Source organism: Campylobacter avium LMG 24591, assembly GCF_002238335.1.
Taxonomy (GTDB): Bacteria; Campylobacterota; Campylobacteria; order Campylobacterales; family Campylobacteraceae; genus Campylobacter_D; species Campylobacter_D avium.
In genome coordinates, this window is sequence record NZ_CP022347.1 from 1657806 (window position 1) to 1669792 (window position 11987).

10 protein-coding genes are annotated in these 11987 nt (G+C 34.2%); 3 read left to right on the plus strand and 7 right to left on the minus strand.

The annotated features are described in order from the left end of the window. Positions 1-145: 145 nt before the first annotated feature. The 4 genes from CAV_RS08415 to CAV_RS08430 form a co-directional block, all read right to left on the minus strand. Positions 146-787, minus strand: a complete 642-nt coding sequence (locus tag CAV_RS08415) for a hypothetical protein (RefSeq protein ID WP_094324396.1) — start codon at positions 785-787, stop codon at positions 146-148. Beyond that, complete coding sequence (locus CAV_RS08420; protein ID WP_094324397.1) at positions 784-2073, minus strand: DNA-methyltransferase; 1290 nt, start codon at positions 2071-2073, stop codon at positions 784-786. Before CAV_RS08420 ends, CAV_RS08415 begins: the two co-directional genes overlap by 4 nt. A gap of 118 nt (positions 2074-2191) precedes the next feature. Next, entirely contained in the window at positions 2192-3301 is a 1110-nt protein-coding gene (gene ald, locus CAV_RS08425; protein WP_094324398.1) for an alanine dehydrogenase, read from the minus strand. Between the two features lie 10 nt (positions 3302-3311). Next, the gene (locus tag CAV_RS08430) at positions 3312-4667 is read right to left on the minus strand and encodes a sodium-dependent transporter (protein ID WP_094324399.1); all 1356 of its coding nucleotides are present in this window, start codon (positions 4665-4667) and stop codon (positions 3312-3314) included. Positions 4668-5264: 597 nt separating this feature from the next. On the opposite strand from CAV_RS08430, the gene CAV_RS08440 reads away from it, so the two are divergent. Next, entirely contained in the window at positions 5265-6377 is a 1113-nt protein-coding gene (locus CAV_RS08440) for an NAD(P)/FAD-dependent oxidoreductase (RefSeq protein ID WP_094324401.1), read from the plus strand. Positions 6378-6512: 135 nt separating this feature from the next. Further along, positions 6513-6800 (plus strand): hypothetical protein, encoded by a 288-nt coding sequence (locus tag CAV_RS08445; protein WP_094324402.1) that lies wholly within the window; start codon positions 6513-6515, stop codon positions 6798-6800. Between the two features lie 187 nt (positions 6801-6987). On the opposite strand, the gene CAV_RS08450 is transcribed toward CAV_RS08445, so the two are convergent. Next, positions 6988-9069, minus strand: coding sequence for a DUF262 and DUF1524 domain-containing protein (locus CAV_RS08450; RefSeq protein ID WP_094324403.1), 2082 nt, complete (start codon positions 9067-9069; stop codon positions 6988-6990). 327 nt (positions 9070-9396) lie between these two features. On the opposite strand from CAV_RS08450, the gene CAV_RS08455 reads away from it, so the two are divergent. Further along, positions 9397-9795: an Rrf2 family transcriptional regulator gene (locus tag CAV_RS08455; RefSeq protein WP_245807407.1), complete on the plus strand. Its 399-nt coding sequence runs from the start codon at positions 9397-9399 to the stop codon at positions 9793-9795. A gap of 29 nt (positions 9796-9824) precedes the next feature. Here the strand turns inward: CAV_RS08455 and CAV_RS08460 are convergent, their stop codons facing one another. Both CAV_RS08460 and thyX read right to left on the minus strand, forming a co-directional pair. Beyond that, positions 9825-10925 (minus strand): NAD(P)-dependent alcohol dehydrogenase, encoded by a 1101-nt coding sequence (locus CAV_RS08460; protein WP_094324405.1) that lies wholly within the window; start codon positions 10923-10925, stop codon positions 9825-9827. Between the two features lie 389 nt (positions 10926-11314). Further along, the gene (thyX, locus tag CAV_RS08465; RefSeq protein WP_094324406.1) at positions 11315-11929 is read right to left on the minus strand and encodes an FAD-dependent thymidylate synthase; all 615 of its coding nucleotides are present in this window, start codon (positions 11927-11929) and stop codon (positions 11315-11317) included. Positions 11930-11987 lie beyond the last annotated feature (58 nt).

The following is an 11987-nucleotide window of genomic DNA, read 5'->3' on the forward strand; positions in this document are numbered from 1 at the left end:
ATTAACGTGGCTAAATTTTAAAAGCTTAAGCAAAGCTTAGCACATATCTATGATGAAAGCTTTATTTATACGCTTATAATCTGCGGGATTCTCTGTCTTTTCTTAAGTTTTTTTGTGTGGAGCCTTTTGAGGAAAGAATAAGATTTTATAGAGATTCTAAGAGAGCAAAATTATTATGAAAGTTTTTAAAACATTCATAGCTATATTTTTTACCTTTGTTAAGAATCTCCCCTGCTATATTAATACGCAAAGTGGTTTTTTGATTGTCTGTGATTTGATAAGTAGGTAGGGATATATCATCAAACCTAGCTACATCGCTTGAGTGAAAGATATAGTAGTGAATCTTAGCGGATTCTAGCTCATCATTGTCCGTAAATACCGCAATCCACACATAAAAGACATTTTTATCCATATCATAACGAATTTTAGGGTGAAAGCTAAAATCTCGCTCATTTTTTAAAATCTCACCGCCTTTTTTGATAGTCTTGCCCTCACTTGTCTTAACTTGTAAATATTTCGTTACAATATCAAGCTTTTGAGCTTGGCAAGATTCACAAAGATTGGTTACACACTTAGCATTTGTGCCTTTATACTCACCTTGTCTTATAAATTGATTACTAAATTTTTTACATCTACTACAATAATACTTTGAAATAACAAAATCAATGCCCTCATCTATATAGCTTCTATGCACTTGCCACCCATTATTATGTAGTCTCATTGCTAACTGCATTTCACCATATAAACCAATGACTTGCTTTTTCTTTTCATCTTCTATTTCGCTCATAGCTTGTATTCTCCTAGATTCTCTTTGCTACCTAAGAATCTATACACATTCTCTTTTAGCTTTTTATCTCGCTCTATGCCTATGCCGATGCGTCCTAGCTCACTTGCTACTTTCACACTCGTGCCAATACCAGCAAAAGGATCTAGAACTCTCTCACCCTTATAGCTAAACATCTTAACTGCAAATTCGGGGATTTCTTTAGGAAACGGTGCCGTGTGTCCTAGTATATTTTGCCCTTTAGCGTTTATTTTTATCACAGGATTTATTGCCTTTATATCACGTCTCCAAGCATAAATAAAATCTTTTTCAATCTCACTACCTTTATTAAAGCCCTCATTTTGTGTGAAATACGTCTTTGCTGAAAATCTCTTACCACGATTTGCCGCACTTCTTTCAAAGCAGTCTAAGTTTTTACACTCCCAGCTTTTAAGTCCTCTTTCTGTATAAGCATTGCCATTGACTTGCAAACAGCCACACACAGGACAAGGATAGCGAGTAGAATCTAGCCTATGTTTGTGAAAGATTAAAATATGCTCATAGCAATTCATCGGGTATTGATAGTAAGGATAAGGCTTGTCCCCATTTTTATGCCTTTGGCTTTGCACCTGTCCTTTATCCCAGATAATATCATCTACAAAGGTAAAACCCACTTTTTCAAAAAGTGTGATAAAATAAGCCCCCAAAGGCAATCGCCTCTTGCCCCAAGTAGAAGTGCTAAAGAGATTATCATTGTCAAACACATCGCCTACATTAAAGACAAAGACACGGTGATTATCTAACACTCGGTAGCATTCCTTTAAAACCTCTTCCATAAAGTCTAAATATTCTTGTAAGTTCTTGTATTGTGCATACTCTCTAGCGTTGTAGTATGGAGGCGAAGTTACCATAGCCCCGATAGATTCACTTTTCATAGCTTTTAGGGCTTTAAGGCAATCGCCCCATATAATCTTTTGTGTAGAATCTTTGTGGGTTTTTGGATTAATCTCTTTAGAATCTAAAAAAGTTTCTAAAGCCTCATCATAAGCATAGCTTTTTTGATAGTATTCTTTCACAAAGTCATAGTAGCTTTTCTCAAAAGCTTTCACAATATCTTTTGTGGAATCAAAGGAATATATGTGCTTGATAGATTCTAAAAATTCTTTATATTGTTTAGGATTGAATGTTTCTTTAAGGTATTTTTCGCTTTTTTGTAAGATAGTGTTGAGATAGTGGGGTTTTAGAGTTTTTGAATCTTTTATGATGTTTTCGTGGTTTAGAGCATTATCATACAAAAAAGAGGTTCTCATTTTTTTCCTAAAAAAGCTTTTTGTAATTATATATTAGATTTTATTTATGAGATATTAAATTCTTAGATTAGAAGGATTAATAAACAAAAGCTTTCTAAAATTTAGAAAGCTTTGAAATTTAGGCCAGAGCCTTAGCAGCTTTGGTATAAGGTAGATTAAAAGCCTTGCTTACTGCTTCGTAGGTGCAAAGTCCATTGTAGGTATTTACTCCCTCAAGCAAGGATTCATCGCCTAAGCAAGCTTTTACAAAGCCTTGATTAGCTATCTTAAGCCCATAAGATAAAGTTGTATCAGTTAAAGCTATGGTAGATGTTTTAGCAACGCATCCTGGCATATTAGCAACGCAGTAGTGTAAAATTCCATCCACCTCATATATAGGCTCATCGTGAGTAGTAGGCTTTGAGGTGGCAAAGCAGCCTCCTTGATCTATAGCAACATCCACTAAGATAGAGGATTTTTTCATAAGGGCTAAATCCTCCTTGTTTATCACCTTTGGAGCCTTTGCACCCGGAATTAACACAGCTCCTATTACCACATCAGCATTTTCAAGTAAGCTTAGCAAATTTGCCTTTGAGCTGTAGTAGGTATGCACCTTCATATTAAAAATTTGGTCTATATAAGAAAGTCTTTGAGTGTTTATGTCTAAAATGCTAACATCAGCACCAACTCCAAGTGCTATTTGAGCAGCATTTATGCCTACAACTCCTCCTCCTACTATCACGACCTTACCCTTTGCAACGCCCGGAATTCCACTTAAAAGCATACCATTTCCACCATAGGTTTTTTGACTATATTTTGCAGCCTCAAGCACAGCCAAACGACCAGCTATCATAGACATAGGAGCAAGGCAGGGTAAAGCATTGCCCACCTTTATAGTCTCATAAGCCATAGAAGAAATTTTCTTATCAAGCAGCATTTTTGTAAGCTTTTCATCAGCTGCTAGATGAAGATAGGTATAAAGAATTTGCCCTTCCTTAAAATACTCATACTCTTCTTCTAAAGGCTCTTTTACCTTTATGATCATATCAGCTTTTTCAAAAAGCTCCTTTTTAGCTACTATTTTAGCACCATTTTTTTCATAGTCTTCGTTCAAAAAGCCTATAGCCTTTCCAGCGTCCTCTTCTATAAAGACCTTATGCCCAGCATCTACATATTCCTTAACATTGCTAGGTGTTAGTCCAACTCTATACTCGTGTCTTTTTATCTCCTTAACACAAGCTATATTCATCATCTCTCCTTTATGTAAAAATTCCATTGTAAAATACTATTAAAATCACAATAGGCACGATAAATTTGACATAATAAAACCAAATATCAATCACAGTTTTATTAGTAAAGCCTTGGCTAAGCTCTTTTTTAGCTTCATCTTTTAAAACCCAGCCTACAAAGATAGCCGCTCCTAAGGCAGTTAATACAAAAAAGATATTCCCGCTTATAAAATCAAAGGCATCAAAGATATTTTTATCTAAAATTCTCACATCCCTTAAAGGACCGTAAGCTAAGATACAAGGCAAATTTCCCAAAATAAATGTAAGAAATAAAACCCAAAAAGTAGCCTTTTTTCTACTAAATTTAAGCTTTTCTTGCGCTACGGTAATTAAAGGCTCATAAAGCGTGATAGATGTGGTAAAGGCTGCGGTTAGCAAAAGCACGAAAAACGCAAGTGCCACAACAGAGCCAAAGTGCATCTTAGAAAAGACTATTGGCAAAACCTCAAAGACTAATCTAGGACCAGAATCAGGCTCAAGACCAAAGGTAAATAAAGAAGGAAAAATCATAAAACCGGCCAAGATAGCTATAACAGTATTTATCATAGCAGTTAGCAGGGCTGTTTTTACCATATTCTCCTTCTTATCCAAAAAAGATGAAAGTGTTATCATAACAGCAAAGCCCAAAGAAAGTGCAAAGAAAACCTGTCCTAAAACCGCTATAAACAGCTTTGCATTTATCTTAGAAAAATCAGGATAAAGATAAAATTTAATCCCTTCGCTAGCTCCCTCAAGCGTTAAATTTCTTATAACAACACCTATTAAGCAAAGCATGAGTAAAGGCATTAAAAACTTCATCGCTTTTTCCAAGCCCTCACTAAGCCCTCTAATTAGCACTATATAATTAAGCACAACAAAGATTAAGGTGTAAAAGGTAATCATCAAGGGACTATATTCTATATTTTCACTATAAAAACTCTGCGTGATTTCTTTATCTATAGGGCTTGAGATGTCTAAGTTGCCGCTTAAAATGTTAAAGATATAAGTAAGCACCCAGCCACCTAAAACCATATAATAAGCGATAATTCCATAAGCTCCTAAAAGCCCCGTATAGCCCACGATTTTCCAAAATTTAGAAAAATTTTTCCTTTGATACTTAGGATCATAAGCATCAAGAGCATTTACAGAGGCACGCCTTCCGATGACGTTTTCAACCAAAATCATTGGTATGCCTATGACAAACATAGCGATGATAAAAACTATGACATAAGCTCCGCCGCCGTTTTCACCCACAAGGTAAGGAAAACGCCAAGTAGCTCCAAAGCCTATCGTCGCACCTGCGGTTACTAAGACATAAGTAAGAGTGCTAGACCAAGAGTGTCTCATAAATTCTCCTTATTTTGTTATCGTTGCAACTTGAATTTATTCTACAAGAAAAATATACAAAATACAAAAAAAAAAAAACGATTTTTATGTTTTTATGTGTAAATTAATTTTTTATGTGTCAAAAAGTAACAAAAATTTAGATATAAACTTACTCTTAGCAAGAATTTGGCTAAGAGTAAATGTAGGGCTAAAATTCACTTAAACATCTAGTAATGGCCTGTCTTATATCATCTACTTCTGTGTTGCCTATGCCCTCAGCAGAACAGGTAAATAAAGGCTCTTTAGTATTTGTGTCTATCATTTGTATTGACAGAACCCACGCCACCAGACAGCGTTTGTATTTGCTCTACAAAGGCATACTTGTAAGAACTCATATCAACAAATTTCTTTGTCTGCACAGGCAACAAGCACCAAAAAATAAGGCTATAAAAGCAAGTATGTATTTCATATAAATTTGATTTATCTTATGATTATAATTCAAAAAAAAGAAAAACAAATTTTGTGAAAAAATTTTGCAAAAATAAAATAAAAATAGCAATAATGCTTTATTTAATGTCATTTTTTGCTATTATTTTGTAAAAAACTAAAGGAGTTAAAGTGAAAAAGGTTTTATTGCTAGGCGGTGGATATGCGACTTTATCCTTTTTAAAAAGCTTAGATAATAACAAAGTCGCAGAATATGACTTTACCCTAATTTCTAAAGAAAATCATCACTATCAAAGCGTTTTATTGCACGAAGCGGTAAGCTCTGGAAAAAATGTAAGCATTTCTTTTGATGAAATTTTGCCTAAAAATTTTTCTTTCATACAAGATGAGATAAAAGAAATCAAAGAAAACGAGGTCTTGGGCAAAAAAGGAAATTATAAGTATGATATGCTTGTTGTGGGTCTTGGTTTTAGCAGTGATGACTTTAAAATCCCGGGTGTTAAGGAATACGCTTTTAGCATGGTTGATTTTACAAACAGCTTAAAAATTCACGAACAAATCAAAAACCACGGCGATAACCTAGAAATAGTAGTCTGCGGTGGTGGTTTTAGCGGTATAGAATTGGTTGGAAATTTAGCAAAGGACTTAAAAAAACTGTATAAAAATTTCAAGATAAAATGCGTAGAAGCCATGCCTATCATCTTACCTATGTTTGAGGAAACACTTTCTTTAAAAGCTAAGAAATACCTAGAGGATTTGGGCGTTGAGTTTTACCTCTCCTCTAAAATTTTACAATGCGAAAAAGACGGGGTTATCATACAAAATAATGACAAAGAAGAAAAAATCAAAGCAGATATAATCCTTTGGACAGCAGGGGTTAAAGGCAATGAAGTCATCCAAAATTCGCCTTTTTTCAAATCTCAACGAAGCAAGGTAGAAGTTGATGAGTTTTTAAATCCTAGCAATCAAGAAAAAGAAATGAAAAATATCTTCATTATAGGAGACTGTGCCGCTTTAAAAGCTCCTGATGGTAGATTTTTCCCTCCAACAGCACAGTTGGCAAACGAAGAAGGAAAATATCTAGCTAAAGTTTTTAACAGTAATTTTAACACGCAAGAAAGATTTTCATACAAAAGCAAGGCTACGATTTGTTCTTTAGGAAATGATTACGCCATAGGCGTGATAGGCAGCACAAAAGTAGAAGGTAAAATAGCTTCTTATCTAAAAAAACTTGTGGAATTTAAATGGCTTGTAAAAATCAAAGGCTTAAAAGCTTTCTTTTAGAGAAAAGGCTAGAATTCTCTAGCCTTTTATTACCAACTTAGCTTAACTGCAGGTTTGATAAGCCCTTCAGGTTTATTTTTCATCATATCCAAAGACTTTTCTATGGCTTCAAGTCCGCCTTCAAGTTTGTGAGTGATGATAGGCTTTACAAGTCAAGACTTCTTAGGCTTTTGGCTTTCTTTAGTGCTCGTTGGCATTGCTTGGTGTTTTTCTTTTAATGGAGGGACTTTTTTGATAAATGCCATTAACTCTCCTTTTAAACTCAAACTTCAAGAGCTAAATGCCCTAGCCACCTTTTTAGCAAACTTAATCGCTTCCTTAAGTGTAGGAGGTATTTTAGCAAGTGGAGGCTATATAGTATTGAATATTGTCGTGCGTGTGGCTGTATTTGTATTTTTTGTGCTTATTTTTAAATGTAAATAAATGCTTTTACGAGCTTTTTGTGCAGGTTGTTAAGGAAAAATCACATTTATAATAATTCTAACCGTTATTTTTTAATATGCTAGGGTTTATAATACTTCATTTAATAAAATTATATGGAAATTTCCTAGTTAATATTATATCTCATATTTAATATTACAAATATTCATTATATATTCTGACTTATTTCTCACAGCTGTCTTTCTAACGCCTGTCTTATAAGCCCCAAACAATAAGCAATATCTTGTGCTGATTCTATGCTTACCTCCACATCACCATTGCCCCACGAGCCGATATTAGCAACATTTCTAGCCATTCTTTTTTCATCTATTAACTCATTAAATGGGATATTAAGATAGAGCTTTAGCTTACTCTTTTGTGGAACAATATCTACAATATTTGTTTCTAACTTATAAGCAATATATAGTTTTGTATAAGATTGTGTAATGTTTTCATCAAGAGCTACAATATCTTTATGTAATGCTTTGAAAATTTCTTTTGTTGTTTGGCTAAAGTTATAATTTTCTAGACTATATTCCTTTTTGCTTTTATTTTGCATCTCTTGTTTATAAGAATCTAGTAGTGCTTGTTCTAGTGTCGGCATAGCCCAGATTTCTAAAGCCTTATTGGCTAAATCCTCTGCTCTTTTTTCTATTGTTTCTTGATTCCATGTCTGCAAACCTCTAAGCCCATCATTTAGCTTAAGCGGACTTTGCTTAAAACCTCCTTGCATATCTCTTTTTTCTTTGAAAGGCTTATCTTTGTATTCCGAGTTATAGCCTGTAAGCGTTAAATTACCCAGTGTATGCAGATATTTTTCTTGAATTTCTTTATAGTTTTCTCCTAAATCCCTTTGCCATTCTTTTGAGAGATTAGGATTTTGCGGCATTATATGTTCTATGGTGTATTCATTGGTTGAGATTTTTTCTTTGCGTTTATAGTTTTCTAATCTTGTAAGCAAATAACTTTTTTTGCTAAAATGATAGATATTCTTGTCTTCTAAAGCATTTTTAAATTCTTCATTGCTTGGGAATCTTGTGTAAGACTTCAAAAGCAAAAAGTGTGCTTTCACGCTTTGGAGATAAGCATTTTTATCAATAAATTTTGCAAAAGAAGCAAAGGTTTTGTTTAAAGAATTTGTAGGAATCTCACATATCGCACGTCTAAAGATATAGCTTTCTATAAGAGATACAATTTCTTTGAAATCATCTTTAGAAAGCTTATCGGTAGCATAATCCTCATAAAGTGTTAGAAGCAAAGGATATGTTGTATCATTTTGTAATTCCAATAAATTACGAAAGGCATTTTTAAGTTCACAATCTTGCTCTTTCTTTAAAGCTATAGCACAAAAATATTCACAATATTTTTTCATATCTTGCAATAATATTTCTATTTCTATATTGTTATCTTGATGATATTCTTTAAAGAATTCATACACTTTATTAATATTGGGAATGTCTCCAGTTTTAATAGTGAGATAATGCCTCACAAAAGCATTAAACATTCTTTCATAGTTTTCTTGTCCAAAATCCTGCTCCATAGCATACCAATATTTTTCATAAAGCCTTGTTTGTAATTTTGGCTCCAAGCCCATTAAAATGTAATTGCGAATTAAATCTGCTTGTGATAAATCTTTGCCCGTTGAATTCATAGATTCAAAAATAAGTTGCGGATTATCTTTATCTCTCTCTAAAGACACACAGATAATCATAAGTTTTTCTATGCCCCTACATACAACTTCTAGTTTTCTGTCGTCATCTTGCAGTTTTTGAAGCTCTTGTTGGAAAAAATGAAAATTTTCTTGTATTTTTATTGAAGCTTCCTTTGGGGGTATTTTATCTTTATCCACAAGGGCAATAAGTGTGTCTTTGTCGTTTTCTGATAATACAAGTCTATATTGTTTTTCTCCTACTTCATCGCTATTAATAAGATAACGATTATGTATTTTTTTGTAAGAAAACTTTTCTAAAATCTCCCTATTCTCCAAACAATCTCTTAATGCTATCAAGAGCAAGGTGATGGTTGTCAGTCTTTGTTGGCCATCAATCACAAGCAAACTATTGTTTGTCCCATACACGCCATCAGCAACATAAACAATTGAACCTATAAAATGGGCATATCTCTTGCTTTCTCCCACCTTTAAAATATCTTCTAACAACTGCTTACAATGTCTTATATCCCAGCTATACATTCTTTGATACACAGGGATTACAAATTGAAGATCCTCAGACTGTCCTATAAGTTTTAAGAGTTTTGTTGCCTTTGCTTCCATAATGTAGCCTTCCTTTATTATATTATTTCTCTCTCAACTCCGTGACGTTATAGCATATTCGATTTCTCGCAATTATACATTAAATTTACTTACAAGACTTAAGAATTTTTATCCTGCTTCAAATGTAATATTAAGAATTTTGTTATAATCTTATAATTATTATTAAGGAAAATCAATGCAGATTCCCTCAAGGTTTAGCATAGCCATTCATATATGTCTGTGTGTGGAGTTTTTTAACCAAGATTCTGAATTTAATAAACACAGAGATAAAAACACTGCAAAAAAGTAACTGGCGAGGTATTAGCACAATCTGTAGGTATAAATAGTGTGATAGTGCGAAATATTTTAGCCTTGCTAAAAAGTGCCGGGCTTATTTCTGTTTTTCGTGGCAGCAAGGGAGTAAAACTTGCTAAAAGTGCTAAGGACATAAGCCTTTTAGATATTTTTTATGCGGTGGAATCTATGCCTAAAAATAAAGATTTTATAAAAAGCGAATCAGAATCTAAGAAAAACATACACAAAGAAAATACCTATACTGATGAAAAAATAGGCTGCACGCTTTTTAGATTTCACACTAATCCTAATTTGCTTTGTCCTTTAGGAAATGATTACGCCATAGGCGTGATAGGCAGCACAAAAGTGGAGGGTAAAATAGCTTCTTATCTAAAAAAACTTGTGGAATTTAAGTGGCTTGTAAAAATCAAAGGCTTAAAAGCTTTCTTTTAGAAAAAAGGCTAGAATTTTCTAGCCTTTTATTACCAACTTAGCTTAACTGCAGGTTTGATAAGCCCTTCAGGTTTATTTTTCATCATATCCAAAGACTTTTCTATGGCTTCAAGTCCGCCTTCAAGTTTGTGAGTGATGATAGGCTTTACATCAAGCTTTTTGGTTTGTAAAAGTCTTGCTAATTTTTCCATTCTGTATCTACCGCCCGGAGTTAAGCCACCCTTGATAGTTTTGTGTCCCATACCAACATTCCAAGCGATTCTAGGTATGGTTATGTTTTCTCCTGCACCAAGATAATTAACATTTGAAACTATACCGCCATTTACCAAGCATTCGCAAGCCTCGCCCATAGTGCCTAGATGTCCTCCAGCTACTAAGATCTTATCCACGCCTCTACCTTTGGTAAGCTCGTTGATTTGATCTTGGAATTTGCCCTTTGTGAAATTTACATAATGAGTAGCACCATAATGCTTGTTTGCCACCTCATAGCGAAAATCAACGCAATCCACAGCATAAATTTCACTAGCACCCATTAGGTTAGCACCCGCACAACACATCAGCCCAACAGGTCCAAGCCCTATAACAGCCACGGTTTCGCCCGGTTTTATATTCGCATTTTCAGCGCAGTGAAAGCCTGTAGTTACCATATCGCAAAGCATAACAGCCTCTATAGGATCAACGCCCTCTGGCAGTAGTGCGACATTGCCATCTATCTCATTTACGTGAAATTGCTCTGCAAAAACCCCGTCTTTAAAATTTGAGAATTTCCAACCCGAAAGAGCACCGCCGCTGTGTTGTGCAAAGCCTCTTTGAGCATTTATAGAATTCCAATTTGGAGTGATAGCAGGCACGACTACCTTATCGCCGACCTTAAAATCCTTGACATGTTTGCCAACCTCTATGACCTCGCCGACTGCTTCGTGTCCCAAAAACATATTTGTTCTTTCGCCTATACCGCCTTCATAGCAAGTATGAAGATCTGAAGTGCAAGGAGCAACTGCTAATGGTCTAACTATAGCATCAAGTGGTCCCATTTCTAGCTTTTTGCCAGTGGTTACTTCTTCTAAGTGTTCCTTTTCTATAATGCCAACCTTACCAATGCCAAGCATTGCAAAACCTTTTATTCCCATTGTTTCTCCTTTCTTACAATAATAATTTAAGATAAAGCTACTCTAGAGCTCATCAAATAGCTTATCTATACAAACAGTAACACTCAAGCGATAAATCAAGCATAAATTTTAAAAATAAAAAGTAGAATTTAGGAAAAATGTTACTTTTAGAAATAGTTGTTAAATATTTGTTGTATTTTTGTTTAGTTTTGTACAAATATCATTAAAAATATATTTATATAAGACTTTTTCTTTGTAGTTGAATTTAGATTTTGAAAATTTAGCAAAGATACTTAATAGTAAAAACACTTACATCAAAGCCAATAAACGCAAATCCATCTTTTGACAAGGCTTTGAAGTGAGTTTTTGCGTGTTTTACTATAAATTTAGCTTAAGAATTTGGCTAAAGTTTATTCCTTAGCCATAAAATCCTCAAATATAAAGCTATGCTCCTTAGGCAAGGCTGCAAAAATAGCCTTTGCAAGCTCTCTTATCTCCCAAAGGGCTGATTTTGAGCTTCTTAGATGTAAGAAATTTTGCAAGGCTCTAGCATTTATGCTCCAAGTAAGCTCGGTTTTGTAGCTTTCTGGCAGGCAGTATTTAGCTATGTCAAGCGAAATTCCCTCCTTAAGTATAAGCCTTAAATTCTCAAGTGCCTTAACGCTTGCCAAATCCACCATTTCATTTCCGCTCATCACCAAATATTTTTGCGAATTTTTGTTTATGCTCTTAAATTCCTCTTCATTTCTTAATTCTTTTAAGGTGTATCTGGTGCTTTTTACGCTTAGGCTTGCGTGGCGGTGCCTTGCTAATTCTTGCAAGCAAGCCCTTGAAATTCCTTGTATGTAAAAGCTGTAGTTTAAATGCTCTAGCGTGGAAGCGTGTTTGAATTTATTGCCTACCCTGTCTATCAATTCTTTATCTATCTCACCGCCATTATCGCCCTTTTCAAAGCTTTGCCAGCAAGTTCTTATAGCGTGTGAGCAAACTGCTAAATTTGTGTAAGAAAGCAAGGTGATTTGCATCTTTCGTCCTTTTTTATTTTGCTTAATTTTACACATTTTAAAATAAATTTTTATATAA

What these genes read in the sequence shown, in the direction of transcription:
- thyX (WP_094324406.1), bottom strand. Translation starts at nt 11,929, where the DNA reads ATGCAAATCACCTTGCTTTCTTACACAAATTTAGCAGTTTGCTCACAC.
- CAV_RS08460 (WP_094324405.1), bottom strand. Translation starts at nt 10,925, where the DNA reads ATGGGAATAAAAGGTTTTGCAATGCTTGGCATTGGTAAGGTTGGCATT.
- CAV_RS08430 (WP_094324399.1), bottom strand. Translation starts at nt 4,667, where the DNA reads ATGAGACACTCTTGGTCTAGCACTCTTACTTATGTCTTAGTAACCGCA.
- ald (WP_094324398.1), bottom strand. Translation starts at nt 3,301, where the DNA reads ATGAATATAGCTTGTGTTAAGGAGATAAAAAGACACGAGTATAGAGTT.
- CAV_RS08450 (WP_094324403.1), bottom strand. Translation starts at nt 9,069, where the DNA reads ATGGAAGCAAAGGCAACAAAACTCTTAAAACTTATAGGACAGTCTGAG.
- CAV_RS08445 (WP_094324402.1), top strand. Translation starts at nt 6,513, where the DNA reads ATGATAGGCTTTACAAGTCAAGACTTCTTAGGCTTTTGGCTTTCTTTA.
- CAV_RS08420 (WP_094324397.1), bottom strand. Translation starts at nt 2,073, where the DNA reads ATGAGAACCTCTTTTTTGTATGATAATGCTCTAAACCACGAAAACATC.
- CAV_RS08415 (WP_094324396.1), bottom strand. Translation starts at nt 787, where the DNA reads ATGAGCGAAATAGAAGATGAAAAGAAAAAGCAAGTCATTGGTTTATAT.